Annotated in this window: 23 protein-coding genes; 13 read left to right on the plus strand and 10 right to left on the minus strand. The window is 70.5% G+C overall.

Annotation, left to right across the window (positions count from 1 at the left end; genetic code table 11):
• Positions 1 to 91 precede the first annotated feature (91 nt).
• Together OVA17_RS07235 and OVA17_RS07240 are read right to left on the minus strand one after the other, a co-directional pair.
• Positions 92 to 1,429: a uracil-xanthine permease family protein gene (locus OVA17_RS07235; RefSeq protein ID WP_267789162.1), complete on the minus strand. Its 1,338-nt coding sequence runs from the start codon at positions 1,427 to 1,429 to the stop codon at positions 92 to 94.
• A 178-nt stretch (positions 1,430 to 1,607) separates the two neighbouring features.
• Positions 1,608 to 2,588, minus strand: a complete 981-nt coding sequence (locus OVA17_RS07240; RefSeq protein ID WP_267789163.1) for a phosphoribosylaminoimidazolesuccinocarboxamide synthase — start codon at positions 2,586 to 2,588, stop codon at positions 1,608 to 1,610.
• A gap of 60 nt (positions 2,589 to 2,648) precedes the next feature.
• Between OVA17_RS07240 and OVA17_RS07245 the strand changes: the two genes are divergently transcribed.
• The 4 genes from OVA17_RS07245 to OVA17_RS07260 all read left to right on the plus strand — a co-directional run bounded on the left by OVA17_RS07245 (position 2,649) and on the right by OVA17_RS07260 (position 8,612).
• Complete coding sequence (locus tag OVA17_RS07245; protein WP_267789164.1) at positions 2,649 to 4,388, plus strand: BCCT family transporter; 1,740 nt, start codon at positions 2,649 to 2,651, stop codon at positions 4,386 to 4,388.
• Positions 4,389 to 4,634: 246 nt separating this feature from the next.
• Positions 4,635 to 5,258 carry a PadR family transcriptional regulator gene (locus tag OVA17_RS07250; RefSeq protein WP_267789166.1) on the plus strand — a complete coding sequence of 208 codons (624 nt, stop codon included), beginning with the start codon at positions 4,635 to 4,637 and terminating at the stop codon, positions 5,256 to 5,258.
• A complete protein-coding gene (locus OVA17_RS07255; protein ID WP_267789168.1) occupies positions 5,255 to 6,808 on the plus strand; it encodes an MFS transporter in 1,554 nt (517 codons plus the stop codon). The genes OVA17_RS07250 and OVA17_RS07255 overlap by 4 nt, the downstream gene beginning before the upstream one ends.
• Before the next feature lie 151 nt (positions 6,809 to 6,959).
• Positions 6,960 to 8,612, plus strand: a complete 1,653-nt coding sequence (locus tag OVA17_RS07260; RefSeq protein ID WP_267789170.1) for an ATP-binding protein — start codon at positions 6,960 to 6,962, stop codon at positions 8,610 to 8,612.
• Positions 8,613 to 8,645: 33 nt separating this feature from the next.
• Here OVA17_RS07260 and OVA17_RS07265 read toward each other — a convergent pair whose 3' ends face one another.
• Genes OVA17_RS07265 through purD form a run of 4 tightly spaced genes read right to left on the minus strand, consistent with a single transcriptional unit; the run spans position 8,646 to position 11,833 of the window.
• Positions 8,646 to 9,140, minus strand: a complete 495-nt coding sequence (locus OVA17_RS07265; RefSeq protein ID WP_267789171.1) for a GNAT family N-acetyltransferase — start codon at positions 9,138 to 9,140, stop codon at positions 8,646 to 8,648.
• Positions 9,137 to 9,730: a class I SAM-dependent methyltransferase gene (locus OVA17_RS07270; protein WP_267789173.1), complete on the minus strand. Its 594-nt coding sequence runs from the start codon at positions 9,728 to 9,730 to the stop codon at positions 9,137 to 9,139. Before OVA17_RS07270 ends, OVA17_RS07265 begins: the two co-directional genes overlap by 4 nt.
• Complete coding sequence (locus tag OVA17_RS07275; RefSeq protein ID WP_267789174.1) at positions 9,727 to 10,530, minus strand: alpha/beta fold hydrolase; 804 nt, start codon at positions 10,528 to 10,530, stop codon at positions 9,727 to 9,729. Before OVA17_RS07275 ends, OVA17_RS07270 begins: the two co-directional genes overlap by 4 nt.
• A 31-nt stretch (positions 10,531 to 10,561) precedes the next feature.
• Positions 10,562 to 11,833, minus strand: coding sequence for a phosphoribosylamine--glycine ligase (gene purD, locus OVA17_RS07280; RefSeq protein WP_267789177.1), 1,272 nt, complete (start codon positions 11,831 to 11,833; stop codon positions 10,562 to 10,564).
• Between the two features lie 193 nt (positions 11,834 to 12,026).
• Here purD and OVA17_RS07285 point away from each other — a divergent pair, with 193 nt between their 5' ends.
• A complete protein-coding gene (locus OVA17_RS07285; RefSeq protein WP_210072493.1) occupies positions 12,027 to 12,383 on the plus strand; it encodes a sterol carrier family protein in 357 nt (118 codons plus the stop codon).
• Between the two features lie 278 nt (positions 12,384 to 12,661).
• Entirely contained in the window at positions 12,662 to 12,997 is a 336-nt protein-coding gene (locus OVA17_RS07290; RefSeq protein WP_267789186.1) for a potassium transporter Trk, read from the plus strand.
• Positions 12,998 to 13,012: 15 nt separating this feature from the next.
• On the opposite strand, the gene OVA17_RS07295 is transcribed toward OVA17_RS07290, so the two are convergent.
• Positions 13,013 to 13,624 (minus strand): zinc-binding alcohol dehydrogenase, encoded by a 612-nt coding sequence (locus tag OVA17_RS07295; protein ID WP_267789187.1) that lies wholly within the window; start codon positions 13,622 to 13,624, stop codon positions 13,013 to 13,015.
• Positions 13,625 to 13,716: 92 nt separating this feature from the next.
• Here OVA17_RS07295 and purM point away from each other — a divergent pair, with 92 nt between their 5' ends.
• The 3 genes from purM to OVA17_RS07310 are packed head-to-tail and all read left to right on the plus strand — an operon-like array spanning position 13,717 to position 17,555.
• Complete coding sequence (gene purM / locus OVA17_RS07300) at positions 13,717 to 14,859, plus strand: phosphoribosylformylglycinamidine cyclo-ligase (RefSeq protein ID WP_267789188.1); 1,143 nt, start codon at positions 13,717 to 13,719, stop codon at positions 14,857 to 14,859.
• Positions 14,860 to 14,865: 6 nt separating this feature from the next.
• Entirely contained in the window at positions 14,866 to 16,341 is a 1,476-nt protein-coding gene (gene purF / locus OVA17_RS07305; protein WP_267789190.1) for an amidophosphoribosyltransferase, read from the plus strand.
• Complete coding sequence (locus tag OVA17_RS07310) at positions 16,338 to 17,555, plus strand: CynX/NimT family MFS transporter (protein ID WP_267789192.1); 1,218 nt, start codon at positions 16,338 to 16,340, stop codon at positions 17,553 to 17,555. The genes purF and OVA17_RS07310 overlap by 4 nt, the downstream gene beginning before the upstream one ends.
• 131 nt (positions 17,556 to 17,686) lie before the next feature.
• Here OVA17_RS07310 and OVA17_RS07315 read toward each other — a convergent pair whose 3' ends face one another.
• Positions 17,687 to 17,869 carry a DUF3073 domain-containing protein gene (locus OVA17_RS07315; protein ID WP_056225789.1) on the minus strand — a complete coding sequence of 61 codons (183 nt, stop codon included), beginning with the start codon at positions 17,867 to 17,869 and terminating at the stop codon, positions 17,687 to 17,689.
• A gap of 163 nt (positions 17,870 to 18,032) precedes the next feature.
• Between OVA17_RS07315 and OVA17_RS07320 the strand changes: the two genes are divergently transcribed.
• The gene (locus OVA17_RS07320; protein WP_267789194.1) at positions 18,033 to 18,548 is read left to right on the plus strand and encodes a universal stress protein; all 516 of its coding nucleotides are present in this window, start codon (positions 18,033 to 18,035) and stop codon (positions 18,546 to 18,548) included.
• A 4-nt stretch (positions 18,549 to 18,552) separates the two neighbouring features.
• On the opposite strand, the gene OVA17_RS07325 is transcribed toward OVA17_RS07320, so the two are convergent.
• Complete coding sequence (locus OVA17_RS07325) at positions 18,553 to 19,158, minus strand: PadR family transcriptional regulator (RefSeq protein WP_267789196.1); 606 nt, start codon at positions 19,156 to 19,158, stop codon at positions 18,553 to 18,555.
• A complete protein-coding gene (locus OVA17_RS07330; protein ID WP_267789198.1) occupies positions 19,158 to 20,003 on the minus strand; it encodes a DUF4097 family beta strand repeat-containing protein in 846 nt (281 codons plus the stop codon). The genes OVA17_RS07325 and OVA17_RS07330 overlap by 1 nt, the downstream gene beginning before the upstream one ends.
• A 164-nt stretch (positions 20,004 to 20,167) precedes the next feature.
• Between OVA17_RS07330 and OVA17_RS07335 the strand changes: the two genes are divergently transcribed.
• From OVA17_RS07335 to OVA17_RS07345, 3 genes are read left to right on the plus strand one after another with little or no spacing between them, the layout of a single operon-like run.
• Positions 20,168 to 20,437, plus strand: a complete 270-nt coding sequence (locus OVA17_RS07335; protein ID WP_267789200.1) for a DUF7218 family protein — start codon at positions 20,168 to 20,170, stop codon at positions 20,435 to 20,437.
• Positions 20,438 to 20,441: 4 nt separating this feature from the next.
• Positions 20,442 to 21,407, plus strand: coding sequence for a DNA topoisomerase IB (locus OVA17_RS07340; RefSeq protein WP_267789202.1), 966 nt, complete (start codon positions 20,442 to 20,444; stop codon positions 21,405 to 21,407).
• Positions 21,408 to 21,463: 56 nt separating this feature from the next.
• Complete coding sequence (locus tag OVA17_RS07345) at positions 21,464 to 22,585, plus strand: LacI family DNA-binding transcriptional regulator (RefSeq protein WP_267789204.1); 1,122 nt, start codon at positions 21,464 to 21,466, stop codon at positions 22,583 to 22,585.
• Positions 22,586 to 22,622 lie beyond the last annotated feature (37 nt).

The following is a 22,622-nucleotide window of genomic DNA, read 5'->3' on the forward strand; positions in this document are numbered from 1 at the left end:
GCTGCAGGCCCCCCCAACCGGCGTGTCGACGCGGAACTCCGCGCGACGGCACGACCGGCTGATCCTTCAGCCCGCGGCGGCCCGCCGCGCGTCAGCTCGGGTCGCCGCCCAGCGGACCCACGGCGGGGATCGGGCCGCCGTCGTCGGCGCCGGTCTTGCGCGCGCGGGCGATGGCGTTGCCGAGGTGGTAGATGACCAGCGCCGCCACGGACCCGAGCACGATCGGACCGAGCTGGAAGTCGCCCCACTGCATGGTGAAGCCGGCGATGGCGAGCACCAGGGCCACGGCGCCGGTGTACTGGTTGACCGGACGCGAGAAGTCGACGCGGTTGTCGACCCAGATCTTGATGCCGATGATGCCGATCAGCCCGTAGAGCGCGGTCGTGACACCGCCGAGCACTCCCGCCGGAATGGTGTTGAACACCGCGCCGACCTTGGGCGACAGGCTCAGCACGATCGCCGTGAGACCGGCGACCCAGTACACCGCGGTCGAGTAGACGCGGGTGGCGGCCATGACGCCGATGTTCTCGCCATAGGTCGTGGTTCCCGAACCGCCGAAGGTACCGGCGAGGGTGGTGGCGACACCGTCGGCGATGAGAGCGCGGCCGGTGGAGCGGTTGGCCGTGGCATCCGTCATCGCCGCCACGCCCCGCACGTGACCGACATTCTCGGCCACGAGCACGAGCACCACGGGGAGGAACATCGCGATGACCGACCAGGTCGCGGGCGTCGTGAAGTCGGCGATCTCGAAGGTCGGCAGGCCCACCCAGGGAGCGGCCTCGACGGCGCCGAAGTCGATGAGCGTCTCGCCGGTGCCCGCCTGGATGAGCACCGTGGCGACGTAGCCGACGATCACGCCGAGGAAGATCGAGATGCGCCCGAGGAAGCCGCGGAACAGCACGCTGAACAAGATGACGGCGACGAGCGTGATCGTGCCGGGCAGGGGCTGCACCTTGAAGTTCGACCACGCGACCGGGGCGAGGTTGAAACCGATCAGTGCCACGATCGCGCCGGCGACGACCGGCGGCATGACCTTGTCGACCCAGCCGAGGCCGACGAACTGCACGATGAAGCCGATGACGGCGAGCAGCACGCCGACGGCCACGATGCCGGCGAGCGCTGAGCCGGTGCCCGCGGTGGTCGTCGCTGCCGTGATCGGCGCGATGAACGCGAAAGAGGAGCCCAGGTAGCTGGGGAGGCGGTTCTTCGTGACGAGCAGGAACAGCAACGTGCCGACACCCGAGAACAGCAGCGTCGTCGAAACCGGGAACCCGGTGAGCACCGGCACCAGGAAGGTGGCGCCGAACATCGCGATCACGTGCTGGAGCCCGATCGCGATCGTCGCCCCCCAGTTCAGGCGCTCGCCGGGGGCGACGACGGCCCCGGGTTCGACGGTGCGCCCGTTGCCGTGCAGCTTCCAGCGGAACATGTGTCTCCTCAGGTGGGGGTGGATGCCGAGGTCACGTGTTCTCGCCGAGCTCACACCCCGTGGCGTGTGCTCTCGACGAGGTCGCGTGATCTCGATGGTCGTTCTGGCGAGATCACGTGATCTCGCGGGGTGATTCCGCCGACGTCACGTGATGTCGGTGGCATCGCGGCGGGTGAGGTCAGGACGTCAGCAGGCGCAGCAACTCCGCGTAACGGTCGCGGGTGCGCTCGACGATCTCGGCGGGAAGCGCGGGCGGCTCGCCCTGCTTGTCCCAGTTGGCCGCCAGCCAGTTGCGCACGATCTGCTTGTCGAAGCTGGCCATGCGCTCGGCGGGAGTGGAGCCGGTGCGCCAGGCCTCGGCATCCCAGTAGCGGGACGAATCCGAGGTGAGCACCTCGTCGGCCAGGGTCAGCACCCCGTCGTCGTCGTAGCCGAACTCGAACTTCGTGTCGGCGAGGATCAACCCGCGGGCTTCGGCCGTCGCGGACGCGCGGCGGTAGATCTCGAGCGAGAGGTCGCGCAGGGCCGACGCCGTCTCGGCTCCGACGAGCTCGACCGAGCGCTCGAAGGTGATGTTCTCGTCGTGCTCGCCCATCGGCGCCTTGAACGCGGGGGTGTAGAGCGGCTCCGGCAGACGGTCGCCGTCGTTCAGGCCCTCGGGCAGAGGGATGCCGCACACGGTGCCCTCGGCGCGGTACTCCGCCCAGCCCGAGCCGGTGAGGTACCCGCGCACGACGCACTCGATCGGCTGCATGTCGAGGGACCGGACGAGCATCGAGCGCCCCTGCACGGCATCCGGGATCAGGGCGACGGCCTCGTCGCCCACCAGGGCGTGGTCGGCGGTGAGGTGGTTCGGGATCGAACGGCCCCCGTCGGCGCCGGCGAGCTGATCGAACCACCACAGGCTCAGCGTGGTGAGCAGCTCGCCCTTGTCCGGGATGCCGGGAGACAGCACGCGGTCGAAAGCGCTCACGCGGTCGCTGGCGACGACGAGGAGGTGCGCGGGGGCCTCGCCCTCGGCGGTGTCGGCGGGCACGTAGAGGTCGCGGACCTTGCCGGAGTAGATGTGGCGGAAGCCGGGGAGCTCGAGCGGGGGAGCGGTGGTCACCCGCTCATTATTGCGGGTGCGCGCGCCCCGCACCGGCGCGGATTGTGTCATAACGCCCGCCGGGGCGCCTGCCCCCCGGTCGCGGCGCACCTCCTGACTACGCTCGGTGGAATGACCGAGGCAGCCCCCGACACCGCGGTGAACATCGACCCTCATCTGGGCAGTCGCCGTAAGACCATCCGCGGATGGGTGTTCTGGCCCGCCGCCGCCATCGCGGGGGCGTTCATCGCTTTCGCCATGCTCTTCCCGAGCGCGGCCGAGGCGACCTTCGGCGCCGTGCAGACCTTCATCGTCTCGGCGTTCAACTGGTATTACGTTCTGATCGCGGCGTTCTTCGTCGTGTTCGCGCTCGCGATGGGATTCAGCCGCTTCGGCAACATCAAGCTCGGTCAGGACGACGACGAGCCCGAGTTCTCGACGATGTCGTGGTTCTCGCTGCTCTTCGCGGCGGGCATGGGCATCGGCCTCGTCTTCTACGGCGTGAGCGAGCCGCTCAGCCACTTCGCCGACCCGCGTCCGGGTGTCGAGGGCACGCCGAATCAGCTCGCACAGCAGGCGATGTCGCAGACGTTCCTGCACTGGGGCGTGCACGCGTGGTCGATCTACGTGGTGATCGGTCTCGCCCTGGCGTACGCCTTCCATCGGCGCAGGCGCCCGCGCACGATCCGCTGGGCGCTCGAGCCGCTGCTCGGGGCGCGTCTCGTGCAGGGCGGTTGGGGCAACGCGGTCGATGTCGCCGCTCTGGTCGGCACGCTGTTCGGCGTCGCGACCTCGCTCGGTCTGGGCGTCATCCAGATCAGCGCCGGGCTCGACTACCTGAACCTCGTGACGCCCTCGGTCATCAGCCAGGCCGTCATCGTCGGTGTCATCACGGCGTTCGTGCTGTTCTCGGTGCTCTCGGGTGTCGGCAAGGGCATGAAGTGGCTCTCGAACATCAATCTCGTGCTCGCCGGGCTGCTCATGCTGTACCTGCTGTTCGCGGGACCCACCGAGTTCCTGCTGCGCGACGTCGTGCAGTCGATCGGCAACTACATCCAGAACTTCGTGAGCCTGTCGTTCACGACGAGCGCCTACTCCGGCGAAGACGGTGTGGCCTGGCAGGGCACGTGGACGGCGTTCTACTGGGGCTGGTGGATCTCGTGGGCCCCCTTCGTCGGCATCTTCATCGCGCGCATCTCGCGCGGCCGCACGGTTCGGGAGTTCGTCACCGGAGTGATCCTGGTGCCCACGCTCGTCGGCATCCTGTGGTTCACGGTCCTCGGCGGCACCGCGATCTACGGCGAGCTGACCGGCACGGTGCAGCTGGTCGGAGCCGACGGGGCCGTGAACGTCTCGACGGCGCTCTTCCAGATGCTCCAGGGCGTCCCGGGAACGGTGTTCCTGTCGATCGGCTTCCTCATCCTCATCGGGATCTTCTTCGTCACCTCGGCCGACTCGGGCGCCCTGGTGATGGGAATGATCGCCACAGGTGGCGAAGAGGAGCCCAAGCGCTGGGTCCGCATCTTCTTCACCCTCGCGACCTCGCTCATCGCTTTCGCCCTGCTCTTGGCGGGCGGGCTCCAGGCCCTGCAGACCGCGGCGATCAGCATCGCTCTGCCGTTCAGCCTCGTGCTGCTCGCGATCTGCTGGGCGACCGTCACGGCCTTCCGCCGCGAAATGCGCGCCTATGACAAGGCCGAGCGGGCGCAGCTACGCGACTCGATCGGAGCCCACTACGGGCTGGAGGTCGAGGAGCCCAATCAGCGTGGCATCTTCGGCATTCCGATCCGTTGGCGTCAGCCTCGCGTCCCGGTGCCCGCTCCGGCGGAGCAGACGCCCGAGGAGGCGTCCAGCGACTCTCCGAAGGCCTGACCCCCGGCATCCGGGCCCGCTCTCGAACACGCCGCACCTCCGGACGGGTGCGGCGTGTTCCGCGTGGTGTCGGGGGCCCTGCTGCTCCGGGCTGCCCGGGCGTCGAGTGTCCGGAACGCGCCGCACGCGTCCACCTCGGTGCGGCCTGTCGTGGACACTCGACGTTCATCCGCGGGCGTTCGCGCCGAGCGGGGAATGGGCGTATAGTCCATGTGGACTAGTCGACACGGACCATGAGGAGGACGGATGCCGGAGACCAGCCGCCTCACCCCCGTCGCGGTCATGATCCTGGCCACGCTCCGCGAGGCCGACATGCACACGTACGAACTCGTGCGCCTGCTCAAAGAGCGCCGCGACGACCGTCTCGTGCCCCTTCAGAAGGGCACGATCTACCACACGGTCGCGCGCCTCGAACGAGACGGCCTGCTCGCGGAGGTCGGCGTCGATCGCGACGGCAACCGCCCCGAGCGCACCACGTACACGCTTCGGGATGCCGGACGCCGGGCCGTCGAGGAATGGGTGCGCGCGGAGCTCCCCCAGATCGATCGGGCGAGTGACTTCCGGGTCGCCCTTTCCGAGGCCCACAACCTCGAGCGCGACGAGGTCATCGACCTTCTCGATCAGCGTCGGGCCCTGCTCGTCGCCTCCGTCGACGAGCACAGCGCCGGCCTCGGCCTCGCGGCCGAGCGTGAAACCCCCGAACAATTCCTCGTCGAGCTGCAGCGGCAGTCCGCTCTGCTCGACGCCGAACTCGCGTGGCAGGACTCCCTGCGCGCGCGCCTCGCCGATCGGTCCCTCCCCTGGGGCGTCGCCGAGATCCCCGAACACATCAAGAACAAGCACCGCGTCTCAAAGGAGACCACAGCATGACCGACTCTCGCGCCGCCTCGGCGGCATCCACTCGAACCGGGTCGCACACGACCCACGAACGCAGCCCCTGGCCGGCCCTCTGGGCGCTGGTCATCGGGTTCTTCATGATCCTGGTCGACACCACGATCGTCTCGGTCGCGAACCCCGCCATCAAGGCGGCCCTCGACCCGAACACCAACAACCTCGACAACGTCGTATGGGTCACCAGCGCCTACCTGCTGACGTACGCCGTGCCGCTGCTGATCACCGGGCGCCTCGGCGACCGCTTCGGGCCGAAGAACATCTACCTCACCGGCCTCGCCCTCTTCACCCTCGCCTCGCTCGCGTGCGGCCTGGCACCCACGCTCGAGATGCTCATCGTCGCCCGGGCCGTCCAGGGTCTCGGTGCCGCGATGATGACGCCCCAGACCATGGCCGTCATCACCCGCACCTTCCCGCCGCAGAACCGCGGCGCGGCGATGGGGCTGTGGGGCGCCACCGCCGGTGTCGCCACCCTCGTCGGGCCGCTCGCCGGTGGTCTGCTGGTCGACGGCCTCGGGTGGGAGTGGATCTTCTTCATCAACATCCCCGTCGGAATCATCGGCTTCATCGCCGCCGTCATCCTCGTGCCGCAGCTGCCGCGCACCGCGCACAAGTTCGACATCCTGGGCGTCGTGCTGAGCGCCGTGGGTCTGTTCCTCATCGTGTTCGGCCTGCAGGAGGGCGAGCACTACTCCTGGGCCGCGTGGATCTGGGCGATGGTCGCAGCCGGCGTCGTCGTCATGGCGGTGTTCGTCTGGACGCAGGCGCGCAGCACGGGCGAGCCGTTGGTTCCCCTCGACCTCTTCCGCGACCGCAACTTCTCGATCGCGAACCTGGCGATCGCGGCCGTCGGGTTCACCGTGACGAGCATGGCTCTGCCGCAGATGTTCTACCTGCAGCTCGCCCTGGGTCTGACCCCGACCGAGTCGGCGCTGCTGCTCGTGCCGCTCGCGATCCTGTCGGGCGTGCTCGCACCGTTCGCCGGCAAGCTGCTCGACCGCACCGACCCGCGCTTCCTGCTCGTGCCGGGTCTGCTGCTCGTCGGCGGATCGCTCGGGCTCTACGTCGCACTGATCCTGAACGACGCCCCGATCTGGATGTTCCTGATCCCCTCCGTCTTCATGGGCATCGGAAACGCCGGCATGTGGGGCCCGCTCGCGACCACCGCGACGCGCAACCTCCCGCCGCGCCAGGCGGGTGCCGGCGCGGGCATCTACAACACGACCCGCACGGTCGGATCGGTCATCGGATCGGCATCCATCGCCGCCTTCATGCAGGCGCGCCTCGAGGCGAATCTGCCGGGGGCTGCCGATGCCTCGGCCAGCTTCGGTGGCGGAGTGCTGCCGCCGCAGGTCGTCGACGGCTTCTCGCAGGCGATGGGTCAGTCGCTCACGCTGCCGATCATCGTCATCGGTCTCGGCCTCGTCGCGGTGCTGTTCATGCGCCGGCCCTCGGTGATTCGCCCGCACGGTGCTCCGCGCGACGTGACTTCCGCGCAGCAGACCGCTCCGGCCGCCGCGGGCGAGTAGGTCGCCTTCGCGCTCGACGCCGTCGCCTCCGGGCGGCGGCGTCGTCGCGTACGCCGGCTACGCCGATCGCGCTCCGTCGGATACCATCCCTTTCAGTTCGCGGCTATCCCCTACGCATCCTGTCCGCGAGCGGAGAGCCGTGGAGGCGATCGTGTCGTTCGTCGAGCCGAAGAGCATCACCCACAGCGGACGCGCGATGTTCGCCCAGACGCAGGTGCCCTTCTTGATCGGGGTCGCCTACGTCATCGTCATCGTCGGCCTCGAGCGGCCGGCACTCCTGGCGGCGCCGACCTCGGTGATGGGCTTCGCGGTGGCGCTCGCGGCCACCGCGCTCGGTGCGTTCCTCCCCGGGAAGAGGGTGCCGCCGATCTCCATGATCGTGGTCGCGGTCCTCGACATCACGGCCGTGGCCCTGATCCGCGCCGAGATCGCACAGGTGTTCGCCGCGGCGACGCTGCTGGCGATCTTCCCGATGCTGTGGGCGGCGTACACCCTCGGATGGGCGGGTATCACCCTGATCGTGCTCGGTTCGATCGCGATGCTGGTCTTCCGGTTCGCGTACTCCGGCGTCGTGCCGACCACGCTCGCCGAGTGGGCGAACGTCACGAGTCTGCCCATCGTGATTCTCGGGCTGACGGTCGTGACCTTCCTCGCGGCGCGTCGTTCGGAGCGCCGCGACCGGTTGTTGGATGCCGCGCACGGGGCGCAGCTGAACGCGCTCGCCGAGGCGCGCGATGCCGAGGCGCTCGTCTCAGGCATCCTCGACACGGTCGCCGCGGGGGTGGCGTTCTTCGACGAGCACGGTCGGCTGGAGCTGGCCAACGCGGCGGCGAACGAGATCGCCGCGGCGGCCGGGGTGCGCCTGGACGAGCCCCCGCACACGAGCGACTCCGTGCTCGCCGCCGATCGTCAGACCCTCGTCCCGCCCGAGGAGCAGTTCCTCCCCCGGGCGTTGCGGGGCGAGGCCATCCGCGGACACCTCGCCTGGATCGGACCGCCCGACGCGCAGATGGCGATCCTGGTGTCGTCCACTCAGCTCCGGCGCTCCGACGGGTCGGTGCAGGGAACCGTGGTGGTCGCACACGACGTCACCGAGCTGGCCGATGCGATCGAGGTGCGCGAGCAGTTCCTGCGCACGGTCTCGCACGAACTGCGCACCCCGCTCACCGGTGTCACCGGGTTCCTCTCGCTCATCGACGATGCCGTGGGCCACCACGAGGCGAAACTGCGTTCCTACATGGACGTCGTCAACCGACGGGCCGACGACCTGCTCCAGCGCCTGTCCGACCTCGTCGCGGCGACCGCCCGCGACGACGAACTCCGGCTGTCCGAGGTCGACGTCCGAGAGGTGGTCGATGCGGCGGTGCGGCGGGTGAAGGCGCTCGCGCAGGCGCGGGTCATCCCGGTGGATGTGCGTGGCGCGCGGTCGGTGCGGGCGCGGGTCGACGTCCGGAAGGTGGAGGATGCGATCGCCGAGCTGCTCACCAACGCCGTGAAGTTCGGCGATCCCGACTTCGCCGTCACCGTGACGTGCGACGCCGACGAGGAACGCGTGCGGGTGAGCGTCGCCAACGACGGCCCGGGGCTGTCCCACCCCGAGCAGCGTCGTGTCTTCGACCGCTTCTATCGCACGGCTCGCGCGCGCTCGCTGGCCGTCCAGGGTTTCGGGCTGGGGCTGAGCCGGGTCCGCACGATCGTCCACGCGCACGACGGCCGCATCCACCTCGAGAGCGCCCCCGGGGCGCGCACGACGGTGACGATCGAGCTCCCCGCCGCTTCCGCGCTCCCCGCGCGTCAGGGATGATCCGCCGGTCATCACCCCGACGTCACCCCGACGTCACCCCGTCGGTCTCCGCCGCACCCAACGCCGCTCCCCGAGCCCGGTCCCGGCGTCGTGGAGGACCACCCCCTCGGGCTGGAAGCCGCGCCGTTCGTAGAACGCTCGAGCGCGCTCGTTCACCTCGAACACCAGCAGGTGCGCGTCGTCGTCGCCGATCGCGGCGTGCAGGAGCCGCGATCCCAGACCGATTCCCTGTACGTCACGCCGCAGGTACAGCGTGCTCAGCTCCGTCGCGGGAAGCCCTGCGCGCGGCGGATCGTCGACCGAGGTGCTGGCCACACCGACGACCGAATCGATCTGCCACGCGATCGTGACGGACCGAGAACCGGACCCGATCCGTTCCGCCCACCGCCCGACGCGGTCCTCGGCGGGCACGTCGAGGAGAGTATCGTCGATCAACCCCCGGTACGTCTGCTGCCAGGCGAGCGTCTGGAACGCGGCCACCGCCGGCGCATCTTCGAGGCGTGCCCGCGCCAGTGCGATCCCCGTCATGCCCGCCGCTCGCACGCCAGCGCCCCCACCGGCCGGCCTCCGCGCGTCTCGCGCGCGTGCGTCTCGACGACGTCGAAGCCCGCGGCATCCGCTCTGCGCCCCAGCTCCGCCGCGGGCCAGCGGTACGCCCGGACGACGGCATGCTCGAATGCTTCGACCTCCGCACCGACGAAGAAACCGAGCAGCAGTCGGCCGCCCGGACGCAGCGTTCGCGCGAACTCCCGCAGCGGCACGTCGACGCGCGCCGGTTCGTGGTGGATCGTCGAGAACCACGACAGGATCCCGCCGAACTCCCCGTCGGCGGCTTCCATGCCGTCGATCGTGTCGACATCGAACCGGATGCCGGCATGCACCGCCCGCGCGTGATCGACGAAACGCGGAGAGAGGTCGACACCCCGCACGTCGAGGCCCTGCCGGGCCAGGTGCCCCGTCCAGTGCCCCGGTCCGCATCCGGCGTCGAGCAGCGGACCGGTGACCGAGGCGGCCCAGGCGTCGACGATGCTGCGGTCGACCGGGTGCACGGCATCCATCGATCCCAGAGCCGCGATGTACTCGTCGGCCCGGGCGTCGTACGCGGGAGGTGCGCTCATGCGGCGGGTTTCGGCATGGCTTCGAGATCCATCCGATCGAGCCAATCGCGCACGGCGGCCCCCGTGATACCGGGGCGCTCGAGGTGGACGTTGTGCCCCGCGCCGTCAACGACGACGAAGCTTCCTCCCGGGTAGTGGTCGCGGAGCGCGAGGCCGTCCTCGAAGCCCACGACGTCGTCCTGGCGCCCGAACAGGTGCAGCGCGGGCGCGGTGAAGGGTTCTGGGTGGGCGTTCTCGGGCAGCGCATCCAACGAGTAGTCGCCGGCGATGCGGTCCATCACGGTCGCGTCGGCCCCGCGCAGGCCGGGCAGGACGTATCGCCGGAAGGCGTCGAGCGAGGCGGCATCCTGGATCACGCTGACCTCGGTGAAGGCGTCGCGATCGGCGCCCGCGCGGCGGAGGACGTGGGGATCAGCCCACAGGACGGTTCGCTCGGGCACCGTGCGTGCGGTGTGCTTCGCCTCGACCACTCCGGCCATCGTGGCGACGCCGAGCACGCGCTGTCGGCGTTCGTGCGCGACGTGACGCGCGAGCATGCCACCGAAGGAGTTGCCGATGACCGCGAAAGGCTCGTCGCCGAGATGTCCATCGATCTCTTCGAGGAGGGCTGTGGCAACCTCACGCGTGCTGGAGGCCGTGGCGGTCGCCGCCGCCGCCTCCGTCCACGGCAGGTCGATGTAGATCCGTCGCCACGGCATGCCGTCCGTCATCTGCTCGAGCGGCAACATGATGCGGTGATCGACACCGAATCCGTGAAGAGCGATCAGGGGACGTCCGCTACCGGTCTCGAGTGCGATCACCGTTCGAGGCTACGGCTCCTGGGGTGCTTGCTCAGGCCTGAGCCACCCGCGCCGCGATGTCCGTGCGGTACTGCCCGCCCTCGAGGCCGATGCGCTCGAGTCCGGCGTAGGCCGCCTCGCGTGCCTCGCCGAACGTCGAGCCGGTGGCGACGACGCTGAGCACACGCCCACCCGTCGCGACGAGGTCGCCGTCGCGCAGTGCCGTCGCGGCGTGGGCGACGTGGGCGCCGTCGACCTCTTCGGCCTCGTCGATCCCGGTCAGCACACGACCGGTGAGGGGGGCCTCGGGGTAGCCCTCGCTCGCGAGCACGACGGTGACCGCGGTCGCCTCGGCGAAAGCGGGACGCGGCTGATCCTCGAGCGTGCCTGAAGCCGCCGCCAGCAGAAGGCGGGACAGGGGATCGATGAGTCGCGGCAGGACGACCTGCGTCTCGGGGTCGCCGAAGCGGGCGTTGAACTCGATGACCTTCACGCCCTGCTCGGTGAGGATGAGCCCGGCGTAGAGCAGCCCGATGAACGGGGTGCCCTCGGCATCCATCTGCCGGATGACGGGCTCGGCGATGTCGCGCGTGACCTGCGCGACGAACTCGTCCTCGCCGCCGAAGCGCTCCGTCAGCCACGGCAGGGGGGAGTACGCGCCCATGCCGCCGGTGTTGGGTCCCTCGTCGCCGTCGCGCAGGCGCTTGAAGTCCTGAGCGGGGCTGAGGGGAGCGACGTGGTCGCCGTCGCTGAGGAAGAACAGCGACACCTCGGGGCCCGAGAGGAACTCCTCGATCAGCACGGCACCGCTCGGAAGGTAGCTCTCGGCGTGGGCGAGGGCGGCTGCGCGCTCGGAGGTCACGATGACGCCCTTGCCCGCAGCCAGGCCGTCGGCCTTCACGACGTACGGTGCGCCGAACTGGTCGAGGGCGGCTTCGACGGTGGCGACGTCGTGCGCGCGCACCGATCCGCCGGTGGGGACGCCCGCGGCATCCATGATCCGCTTGGCGTAGGTCTTCGAGCCCTCGAGCTGGGCGGCGGCCTTGCCCGGGCCGAACACCGGGATGCCGTGCGCGCGCAGCGGGTCGGCGACTCCGGCGACCAGGGGCGCCTCGGGGCCGACGACGACCAGGTCGATCGCCTCGCTCTTGGCGAAGGTCAGGACCGCGGCGGGATCCATCGGGTCGAGGTCGACCAGGTGCGCTTCGCGAGCGATGCCCGCGTTGCCGGGGGCCGCGAAGATCGCGTGCGATTCCTCTTCGGAGCGCAGGGCGAGGATGATGGCGTGCTCGCGCGCGCCCGAACCGAGGACCAGGATTCTCACGCGGTCAGCCTACCGAGCGCGGGTCCGCCCCTTTCGCGCCGCGGGGCGGGAGTGTTCACAACCTCAGGCATCTGCAGGATCTCAGCCCTCGGCGGCGGGGTGTCGCTGAGGGTGCGCGAATCGCTGAGGGTGCGCGCGAGCCGGTCGACGCAGCCCCGGACCGCGTCGCCACGTCGCAGGTACCGTGGATGACATGCCTCCTCGCCGTATCGAGACCGGAGACGGCCGCGCAGCTCTCGCCGCCGTCCGCGCCGGAGACGCTCCGCGCCCCGCGACCGCCACGGCCGTGCGGTACCTCCTGCAGCTGCTCGTCGAGAAGGCCCCCGGCAATTCGGTCGAGATGCGCGTGCCGCCCTTCGGCGCCGTGCAGGTGATCGAGGGGCCGCGTCACACTCGCGGAACGCCCCCGAACGTGGTTGAGACCGACGCCGCGACCTGGATCGCCGTCGCCACGGGCGAGGAGCACTGGGCGGATGCCGTGACCGACGGCCGCATCGTCGCCTCGGGCGTCCGCGCCGACCTCAGCGCGCTGCTGCCGCTGCGGCCGTAGGCGCGGTCGAGGCGTTCGGCCCGTGGGATCTTCGCGTGCGTTCGCCGGAGACGCCGGCGGCTGCCGCGAACAGGCGGTGTCCTCGTCGCACGGATGCATCTTCGACCCTTCCCGCGGGCCCGCGATTCGCACGCTCCCCGGCCGGTGCCGGCCGGGGTCGCCGTCGTGGACCGCCGCGGCCGCCGTAGCGAGCCACACGGCCGGGGAGGTGGCATCCGGTATCTCGACGCCCGCGCATTCCCGCCCCGCCAATCCACGAGCGGTGGGACAATGGGGGCATGGCCGAGCAGCCCGTCCCCCAACAACCGTCCTCCCCGCGTGATGAGCGACAGACGCTGACGGTTCGTCGCGCCCCGAAGTACGGCGTGTTCCTGGCGGCGGGGGCGTTCGCCGGCATCCTGATCGCTCTCGTTCTCACCGTCTTCGTCGACGGCTCCGCCATCAGCCCCTACACGCAGGTCGTCTACTCGCAGATGCAGGTCTTCGGCTTCACGGCCCTGATCTTCGTCGTGCTGGGCGTCGCGGTCGGCGCGATCGTCGCCCTCATCTTCGAGCGCACCGTCGGCGGTCGCACGCGCCAGGTCACGGTCGAGCACGAGCAGCACGGCGTCTGACGGGCCACCGGCCCCTCACGCCAGTTCGGCGATGATCGGGTGGATGGCGGTGTCGAAGGCCGCGACGTCGCCGCGCAGACCGTCGGTCACCGCCACCGTGAGAGATCCGATCCACCACACGCCCCGCTGAGCGAGCGGAAGCACCTGCACGTTCAGCTCGAACGAGTGCGCGCGTCGGCCCACGGCCCGCTCGTGCGCGGCGATGGCGCTCGCGTACGCGCGGTACGACACCCCGGGCCGGGCAGCAGCCTCGCGGGAGTAGCGGTCGTGAGCGAGCCGGGCGAAGTCGACGGCATCGTCGGCGTGCGCGCGGATGGCCCCGCGGAGCGTCTCGGACCCCTCGACGGGAAGGGTCACCAGCGTCTCGAATCCGTCGATCAGCTCGAGAGGAACGGGGGAGGGGTGCGCCTGCGGCTCCACCGTCATCGCCCAGTACTCGCGCCATTCGCGTTCGAGCTGCGCGTGCGCGGCATCCGTCCGCTCCTGCACCCAGGGAGCCGGGACGCGTCGAAGTGCGGGGAGATCCTCGGGAGAACGGATGCCGAGAACCTGGCGCAGGTAGAGCGCGACGAGCACCGATTGTGCCGCGTCTTCGCGGATCACCCATTCCGGCTGGCCGCCCGTCATGGCGCCATTGTAGGGACGGGGGGAGGCGTCGGGGCCGGCCTTGCGTCGCCGGGGCGGTGCCCGCGCGTGTCCGCCGCGGGTACTCTGGTCGGGTGGCCTCAGCTCCCCACGAAAACCCGTACTCCGCCGCAGGCGTCGATACCGCCGCCGGAGATCTCGCCGTCGAACTGATGAAGTCGGCCGTGCGTCGCACGCATGGGCCCGAGGTGCTCGGTGGGGTGGGCGGTTTCGCCGGTCTCTTCGACGCCTCCGCGCTCCGCGACTACACGCGGCCCCTGCTCGCGACCAGCACCGACGGCGTCGGCACGAAGGTCGCGATCGCGCAGGCCATCGACAAGCACGACACCATCGGCGAAGACCTCGTCGGCATGGTCGTCGATGACATCGTCGTGGTCGGCGCCCGTCCGCTCTTCATGACCGACTACATCGCCTGCGGCAAGGTCGTACCCCCGCGCATCGCCGACATCGTCGCGGGCATCGCGCGTGGCTGCGCCATGACCGGGACCGCGCTCGTCGGCGGCGAGACCGCGGAGCACCCGGGTCTGCTGGGTGTCGACGACTACGACGTCGCGGGAGCGGCGACCGGCGTCGTCGAGGCCGACCGCATGCTCGGCGCCGAGCGCGTCCGCGCGGGCGACGTCGTGCTGGCCCTCGCCTCGAGCGGCCTGCACTCCAACGGCTACTCGCTCGTGCGCCACATCATCGCGGGTGCCGGGATCGCATACGGCGCAGCCTCCGCCGACCTCGGCGGCACCTGGGGCGAGGCGCTGCTCGAGCCCACCCGCCTCTACACCTCGCCGCTGCTGCGTCTGCTCGACGACGCATCGGCGGGCATCGGCATCCACTCGCTCAGTCACGTCACCGGCGGGGGCATCGCCGCCAACCTCGCGCGCGTGCTGCCGCAGGGTACCTGGGTCGATGTCGACCGTTCGACGTGGAGTCCCTCGCCGGTCTTCCGCGTGCTCGCCGACATCGGCGGGCTCGACCTGATCGCGACCGAGGGCACCTGGAACCTGGGTATCGGCTTCCTCGCCGTGGTCTCGCCCGAGATCGCGGACGCCGCGACCGCGGCGCTGCAGGCCGACGGCATCGCGACGTGGCAGGTCGGCGTCGTCCGCGACGGCGCCCGGCCCGAGGGCGAGTACGAACAGGGCGCGAAGGGCGTCGACGGAGGCGCCGTGCGCCTGGTCGGAACCTACGCGGATGCCGGTGCGCCGGCGAACGGAGCAAGCTAACACCCCATGTGCGGCATCGTCGGCATGGCCGGGCAGGGCCCGGTCAACCAGGAGATCTACGACGCGCTCCTGCTCCTCCAGCACCGAGGGCAGGACTCCACGGGCATGGCCACGGCCGAGTCCAGCGGCGTCTTCCACATCCACAAGGCCCGCGGACAGGTGCGCGAGGCCTTCCGCACGCGCGACATGCGCGCCCTGCTCGGCGACATCGGTCTGGGACACGTGCGCTACGCCACCAAGGGCACCGCGTCGAACGAAGAAGAGGCGCAGCCCTTCTACGTCAACGCGCCCTACGGCATCGTGCTCGTGCACAACGGCAACCTCACGAACACGCGCGAGCTGACGACCGAGCTCTTCCACAAGGACCGCCGTCACCTCAACACCAGCAGCGACACCGAGCTGCTCGTGAACATCCTCGGCTCCGAGCTGCAGTCCGAGATCACCGGCCCCGATCTCGACCCCGCGCAGGTCTTCCGCGCGGTCGGACGCGTGCACGAGCGGGTCGAGGGCTCGTACGCCTCGATCGCCCTCATCGCCGGTTACGGGCTTCTCGCGTTCCGCGACCCGTTCGGCATCCGTCCCCTCATCCTCGGCAAGCGTCCCGCAGCGCAGGTGCCCGGCGGTGAGCCGCGCGACGAGTACATCGTGGCGTCCGAGTCGCTCGTGCTCGAGAACGCCGGCTTCGAGATCGTGCGCGACGTCGAGCCCGGCGAGGCCGTGTTCATCACCCTCGACGGCACGCTCCACGCGCAGCAGTGCGCCCGGAACACCGTGCTCGCACCGTGCTCGTTCGAGTACGTCTACCTCGCCCGCCCCGACTCGGTCATGAACGGCGTCTCGGTCTACGAGACGCGTCTGCGCATGGGCGAGCGTCTGGCCGACACGGTTGCGAAGTACACCCCCGCGGGGGCCATCGACGTGGTCATGCCGATCCCCGACTCGGCGCGTCCCGCGGCGATGCAGGTGGCCCGCAAGCTCGGCATCGAGTACCGCGAGGGCTTCTACAAGAACCGCTACGTCGGCCGCACGTTCATCATGCCCGGCCAGGCGGTGCGCAAGAAGAGCGTGCGCCAGAAGCTCAACGCCATGTCGACGGAGTTCCAGGGCAAGAACGTGCTGCTGGTCGACGACTCGATCGTGCGCGGCACCACCAGCCGCGAGATCATCCAGATGGCTCGGGATGCCGGGGCCAAGAGCGTGACGTTCGCCTCGGCCGCCCCGCCGGTGCGCTACCCCCACGTGTACGGCATCAACATGCCCTCGCGCCACGAGCTCGTCGCGCACGGCCGCACGATCCCCGAGATCGCCCAGGAGCTCGGCTGCGACTATCTGGTGTACCAGGAGGTCGACGACCTCAAAGCGGCGATCATGGAGGGCACCGACCTGGTCGACCTCGACATGAGCTGCTTCGACGGGCGTTACGTCACGGGCACGGTGTCGGACGAGTATCTCGCCTGGGTCGAGGGCAGCCAGGAGTCTTGACCCGCCGTCGCGCGGGAACCATCGCCCTCGCCGCGACCGCCGTCGTGCTGCTCGCACTGACGCTGCGGATCGCGGTCGCCTCGCTCTCGCCGCTGCTGACGCGCATCGGCGAGGAGTTCTCCCTCCCGGCGGCCGTCGTGGGGCTGATCGGCATGGCTCCGCCCGTGGCGTTCGCTCTGGCAGGCATGGTCACCCCGGCGATCGAGCGCCGCCTCGGCCCCGAGCGCTCGGTGCTGATCGCCGCAGTCACCGCCGCGGCCATGCTGGCTCTGCGCGCAGCCGCGGTCGACGCGTGGTCGCTGCTGGGCGCGACGGCGGGAGTGTTCGCCGCGGTGGGCGTGGCGAATGTGCTGATCCCCACGGTGGTGAAGAAGTACTTCCCCGAGCGCATCGGCCTCATGACCACCGTCTACAGCACGGCGATGGCGGTCGCGACGTTCACGCCGCCGCTGGTCGCGGTGCCCTTGGCCGACGCGGTGGGGTGGCGCGGCTCGTTCGTGACCTGGGCCGTGGTGGCCCTGGCCGCCGTCGCCCCGTGGATCGCGCTGAGTCTGCGCGCCCGGGCGTCGCGGCGCGATGCGCTGGACGAGCCGCGGGCTGCCGTGCTGTCGCGGATCGTGCGGGTGCCGCAGACGTGGGCCCTCGTGATCACCTTCGGCGTCAACTCGTCGGTCGCCTACGCGATGTTCGCGTGGATGCCGCCCCTGCTCATCGATGTCGCCGGAGTGGATGCCGCGGAAGCCGGCGGACTGCTCGCGCTCTTCTCGTTCATGGGGCTGCCGGTGTCGTTGCTGGTGCCCCTGCTCGTGGCGAGGCTGGGCCGGACGACCCCGTTCTATGTGGTCGCCGTCGCGGGCGGATTGGCGGGGGTCATCGGCCTGCTGGTGGCACCCGCGGCGGCGACGGTGCTGTGGGTGGTGTTGATCGGCATCCCGCCGCTGATGTTCCCGCTGGCGCTGGTGCTGTTCGGGCTGCGTACGCGCTCCCACGAGACCACCGTCGCGTTGAGCGGCTTCGTGCAGAGCGTGGGGTACGGCTTCGCCGCTCTCATGCCCCTGGCGATCGGGGTGACCCACGAGTTCACCGGCGGGTGGACGGCGGGGCTCGCGCTCATCGGAGTCGCGCTCCTGCTCGTCGTTCCGGCGGCGATCATCATGGTGCGGCGCGAGAGCATCGAGGAGGCGTGGGAACGCCGGACCGGCCTGAGCTGGTAGAGGCCCTACGGACACGAGCGAAGGGCGGCGGCGGGAAGGTCGCCGCCCTTCGGCGTATGTGTTCTGCGGGTACGACAATCACACGACCGTGGCACCGAGGTACGAGCGGTACGAGAACGCGCGGGAAGGTGTCAGGCCTTCTCGTTGTCGTATTCGTCGCTGTACTGGTCGGCCCACTTGTCGACGTACGCGTCTTCACCCGGAGCGGGTGCACCCAGTTCGCGCTCGAGAGCGGAGTAGTTCACCGAATAGGTGTCGTACTTCAGCTCACGGGCGATCTTGGTGTTCTTCGCCTTCTGACGGCCACGCCCCATGCGAGACCCCCTCACGATCGACGTCGAGGGCCGACTGTGGGCCCTGCGTATTGCGGTTCCGGACCGAGCCGGTAAGAGTAACAGCCAGGATATCACGGCGTATTCCGGCCGAGCCGTCGAGCGGCGGCCGCCGGGTCCATCGCCGTCGTAGAGAGGAGCCGTCATGACCGACCAGCCCCGCGCGAGCACCGGCAATGGAATGGTGATCGCAGGCGTCGTACCCGGGCAGTCCGCCCGCATCGTGCGCGAGGCAGCCCACTATGCAGCTCTCGCTCACGCCGAGCTGGTCGTCGCCCACGTCGATACGACGCGCTTCGTGGCCTTCGAGGATCCCGACGGCTACGTGCACTCGTCCACCGTCGATGTCGCCGGGGCTGCGGCCAAAGCCGCCCTCGACGAGGTGCGCCGCATGACGGCCGAGGTGCTGGCCGGCAGCTCCGTCACCTGGACCGTGCGCCAGCTCATCGGAGACCCGGCGCTGGCGCTGATCCAGCTCGCCGATGAGAACGACGCCTCGCTGATCGTGGTCGGAACGCGAAAGCGCGGCCTCGGTGAGTCCTTACGCGAGTTCCTCACCGGCTCCGTCGCCGCGCGCCTGAGCCACCGGCAGCGCCGACCGGTTCTCGTCATCCCGCAGGGAGAATCGGTCGGCGCCGAGGACGAGTTGCCGTGGGAATGACGCTCTAGCCGCGCATCGCCCGTGCGACGGCTTCGGAGGCCTGGCCCAGCGCCGACTCGATGTCGTCGACTCCGGATGCCGCGAGCTCCCCGCCGCGCGCGACGTGCGCCCGCAGCTCGGAGCGCACGCGCCCGCGGAACTCGTTGATCGCGGCATCGGCGCGCGACAGCTGCTCGCGGCTGCGCGATCGCGCGTCGTCGGCCGGGGTCGCCTGTGCCTGCTCGCGTGCGTCGCGCGAGGCGGCGGCCAGGTCGGCGCGCAGGCTCCGCATGGCGTCGCGCACACTGCCGCGCACCTCGTCGGCGATCAGGCGGACGCTGTCGGCGAGACCGGCCTGGATGCCCTCGAGGTCGCCCGAGCGTGCTGCGACTTCGGCGTGGCCGGCATCGGTGATCTCGTAGACGGTCTTGCGGCCGTCGACGGTCTTGGTGACCAGGCCCTCCTCTTCGAGCTTCGAGAGTCGGGGGTAGATGGTGCCGGCGGAGGGCGAGTAGGTGCCGCCCGTGCGCTCGGAGAGGGCCTGCATGAGGTCGTAGCCGTGGCGCGGGGCCTCGTCGAGCAGGCTCAGGATGTACAGGCGCAGATCGCCGTGCGAGAAGACGGGGCTCATCACCACTCCTCCTCTCCGGCGAGCTCCTCGGGGCGCAGGCCCGAGATGCCGCGGCGCAGGACCGTGATCTCGCCCGAGACGGTGTTGGCGCGCACGTCGACGAACGAGCCCGCGAGGGTGCCGGTCGAGCCGGTGTAGTTCGTCGGGCCGGAGCCGGAGCGCACGTGGCCGTCGATCTGCACGCGCCCGCTCACCGACCGCGAGACGTAGTTCGCGGGCAGGGACCGGTCGAGGCGGATGGTCGCCGTGCCGTTGACGGAGTTGAGGGTGATCGACTGGGTGGGCCCGCTCGAGTCGACGAGCATGGCGCCCGAGACGGTGTCGATCGAGGCCTTCGTGATGCGGCCGGTGGCCGCGACGTCTCCTGAGACGCTGTTGGCGCTGAGCGCGCCCTCGAGCTCGCGCACCTGCACGTCGCCCGAGACGGCGTTGAGGCTGACATCGCCCCGCAGGCCGTCGACGATGATGTCGCCCGACACGGTGTTGAGCCGTACGTCGGTGCGCAGACCCGAGACGAGCGCGCTCGCGCTCACGACGCCGAGGGTGAGGGCGACCGTGCGCGGCACCGCGACGCTCACCTCGGCCTTGGGGCCGCCGGATCCGAAGTTGCGGAAGACCTCGGGGAATTTGTCCCACCGTAGCTGCGGGTGGTCGATCTCGAGGCGGCCGTCGACCATCTCGATGCGCAGGTCTTTGACCGTGACGCCGTGCACCTCGATGCGGGCGTCGGGTTCGTCGTGGGCGATCACGTCGACCTGGCCGCCGACGAGTCCGATCTTGAGTTCGCGCAAGGCGTCGACGTCGATGACGCGGGTCTCGCCGGGGTGGACGATCCATTTCTCCATGGCTGTTTCTCCTCACTCGCGATATATCGCGTTGATCCGAGTATCGCGATATATCGCGAGTTGGTCAACCCTGTTCGACGAGAGAGCGCGTACGGGTTGTCAAGCCGAGTGCGGCGGGAGGCGCCGGCCCCTAGCGTCGGGATTCCCGACGGAAGGAGACGGCCATGCCGCAGGGGCGAGGATCGAACAGCCTGAAGGACCCCGATCTGTACGAGGAGCTGCGGAAGCAGGGCGACTCGAAAGAGAAGGCCGCGCGCATCTCCAACGCCGCCGCCGCTCGAGGTCGTGGCGCGATCGGCGAGAAGGGCGGCCACGCCGAGAACTACGAGGACCGCACGGTCGCGGAGTTGAAGAAGCGCGCGAAGGAGCTCGGGCTGACCGGGTACTCGGGCAAGAAGAAGGCGGAGCTCATCGACATGCTCCGCACGCACTGACGCGATGGCCCGTCTCGTCCGGGTCCGCCCCTACGAAGACCCCGGGTACCGTCGGGTGCGCTCCGGCTCGGGCTTCCGATTCGTCGATCACACCGGGGCCGCCGTGCCCGAACGCGAGGCCGAACGCGCGCGCGGGCTGGTCATCCCCCCGGCCTGGCGCGAGGTGTGGATCGCCCGCGAGCCCAATGCGCACATCCAAGCCGTCGGCACCGATGAGGCCGGGCGGCGGCAGTACACATACCACGCGGACTGGTCGAAGCGTCAGGACAAGGGCAAGTTCGCCCGTGCCCTGCAGCTCGCCGAGACCCTGCCCCGAGCGCGCGCCCGCGTCACGCAATCGCTCCGCCGCGCCGAGATCGACCGCGAGCGGGTGCTGGCGGTGTCGTTCCGCTTCCTCGACCTGGTCGCCCCGCGCGTGGGCAACGCCCGATACTTCGTCACGAATGGGAGCAGGGGGCTCACGACTCTGCAGAGACGCGATGCCACGGTCGACGGCGACCTGATCCGTCTGTCGTTCCCCGCCAAGAGCGGCAAGCGCGCCGAGCTCTCGCTGCGCGATGCGGAGCTGGCATCCATCGTCGAAGAACTTGCCCTCGGGCGCTCGCGGGCGGCGCTGTTGAGCTATAGGCGCGGGCGCCGACGCGTTCCCCTGACCCCCGGCGACGTGAACGCGTGCGTCCGCTCCCTCACGGGTGGCCCGTTCAGCGCGAAGGACTTCCGCACCCTGCGCGGCACGATCCTCGCGGCCGAGTCGCTCGCGAACGCGGGCACGACGGGCGGGAAGAACGAGCGCAAGAAGGCCGAGGTCGCCGCGGTGCGCGCCACCGCCGACGCGCTCGGGAACACGCCTGCCGTGGCGAAGGCGAGCTACATCGACCCGCGTGTCTTCTCGCTCTATCGCAGGGGTCGCACGATGGAGCTGGGCGGCTCGAGGGACGCCGCGATCAGGCGGCTGATCCTGGGGGAGTGACCCGGCTCACGGCATCCGGCGGGTCCATCCGGCCGGTCGCCCGATAGCGTGAAGGCGTGCGAGACGAGACCCCCGACGACCGTCACCGATCGGTCCGTGGGGCCGCGCCCCGCCCGGCCGGGTCCGCCCCCACCGACCGATCGGCCCGTGCGGCCACGCCCCGCCAGGTCGGAGCCGCCCCCACCATCCACGATGTGGCGGCGGCCGCGGGGGTGTCGAAGTCGGTGGTCTCGCGGGCGCTCTCCGGGGCGTCCGGGGTCGCCGCGCACACCGTCGACCGCGTCCGGCGGGCGGCGACGGAGCTCGGTTACGTCGCCAACGCGCACGCGCGGGGGATGTCGGCTCACCGGAGCCACACCCTCGGCGTCTTCGTCCGTGACGCCGCGACGCCGTTCTACGGCCACCTGCTGACCGCGTTCCAGGAGCAGGCGGCTGCTCGCGGGTACCGGGTCGTCACCGCGACCGGGGCGGGATCCTTTTCCGTGGACGACGAGCGCCGCGCCCTCGAGACACTCGTCGCGCTGCGGGTGGAGGGACTGATCGTCTGCAGCGGCGCGCTCCCCGTCGAGGACATCACGCCCTTCGCGCGGCGTATCCCCGCGGTCGTCGCGGGGCGCCCGGAGGAGGACCCGACGATCAGCAGCGTGTACTGCGACGAGGTGGGCGGTGGCCGCGCCCTCGCCGATCACGTGGCCGACCTCGGGCATCGCAGGGTCGCGGTGATGACCTTCACCCCGGTCTCGTCGATCACCCAGTCGCGGCGCACGCACGCGATGGCCGAGCGCCTGCGGGAGCGCGGCGTCGACGTCGTCACTCTGAGCGGTGACGATGCCGGACCGGGCTTCGACGGGGCCGACGCGATCGTCGCGGGCGTCCTCGGGGCCGGCGGGGTCACCGCCTTCATGGCGCCGAGCGACGCGTGGGCGGTGGCGGCCCTCGAGGCGCTGCGCGTGCGCGGGGTCGCCGTGCCCTCGGAGATGTCGGTGACGGGTTACGACGGCGTCACGCCGTTCATGACATCCCTGCTGGGTCTGACGTCGTGGCGCCAGCCGCTGCGGACGATCGGCCGGCTGTCGGTCGACGCGGTCGTCGATCAGATCGATGGACTCGCCACCACGGTGACGCACCACGCGATCGACGGAGAACTGGTTCCCGGGCGTACGGCCGCCGCCCTCTGACGTCGTCACCGTCCGTTCACCCACCGGATGCCGCGAC

It is taken from the genome of Microbacterium sp. SL75 (genome assembly GCF_026625865.1).
Taxonomy (GTDB): Bacteria; Actinomycetota; Actinomycetes; order Actinomycetales; family Microbacteriaceae; genus Microbacterium.

Coding starts and splice junctions, on each gene's coding strand:
- OVA17_RS07235 (WP_267789162.1), bottom strand. CDS start 1,429: ATGTTCCGCTGGAAGCTGCACGGCAACGGGCGCACCGTCGAACCCGGG.
- OVA17_RS07340 (WP_267789202.1), top strand. CDS start 20,442: ATGGCCCGTCTCGTCCGGGTCCGCCCCTACGAAGACCCCGGGTACCGT.
- OVA17_RS07315 (WP_056225789.1), bottom strand. CDS start 17,869: ATGGGGCGTGGCCGTCAGAAGGCGAAGAACACCAAGATCGCCCGTGAG.
- OVA17_RS07265 (WP_267789171.1), bottom strand. CDS start 9,140: ATGACGGGGATCGCACTGGCGCGGGCACGCCTCGAAGATGCGCCGGCG.
- OVA17_RS07330 (WP_267789198.1), bottom strand. CDS start 20,003: ATGGAGAAATGGATCGTCCACCCCGGCGAGACCCGCGTCATCGACGTC.
- OVA17_RS07285 (WP_210072493.1), top strand. CDS start 12,027: ATGCCTCCTCGCCGTATCGAGACCGGAGACGGCCGCGCAGCTCTCGCC.
- OVA17_RS07255 (WP_267789168.1), top strand. CDS start 5,255: ATGACCGACTCTCGCGCCGCCTCGGCGGCATCCACTCGAACCGGGTCG.
- purF (WP_267789190.1), top strand. CDS start 14,866: ATGTGCGGCATCGTCGGCATGGCCGGGCAGGGCCCGGTCAACCAGGAG.
- OVA17_RS07245 (WP_267789164.1), top strand. CDS start 2,649: ATGACCGAGGCAGCCCCCGACACCGCGGTGAACATCGACCCTCATCTG.
- OVA17_RS07240 (WP_267789163.1), bottom strand. CDS start 2,588: ATGACACAATCCGCGCCGGTGCGGGGCGCGCGCACCCGCAATAATGAG.
- OVA17_RS07320 (WP_267789194.1), top strand. CDS start 18,033: ATGACCGACCAGCCCCGCGCGAGCACCGGCAATGGAATGGTGATCGCA.
- OVA17_RS07295 (WP_267789187.1), bottom strand. CDS start 13,624: ATGACGGGCGGCCAGCCGGAATGGGTGATCCGCGAAGACGCGGCACAA.
- OVA17_RS07325 (WP_267789196.1), bottom strand. CDS start 19,158: ATGAGCCCCGTCTTCTCGCACGGCGATCTGCGCCTGTACATCCTGAGC.
- OVA17_RS07250 (WP_267789166.1), top strand. CDS start 4,635: ATGCCGGAGACCAGCCGCCTCACCCCCGTCGCGGTCATGATCCTGGCC.
- OVA17_RS07335 (WP_267789200.1), top strand. CDS start 20,168: ATGCCGCAGGGGCGAGGATCGAACAGCCTGAAGGACCCCGATCTGTAC.
- OVA17_RS07270 (WP_267789173.1), bottom strand. CDS start 9,730: ATGAGCGCACCTCCCGCGTACGACGCCCGGGCCGACGAGTACATCGCG.
- OVA17_RS07290 (WP_267789186.1), top strand. CDS start 12,662: ATGGCCGAGCAGCCCGTCCCCCAACAACCGTCCTCCCCGCGTGATGAG.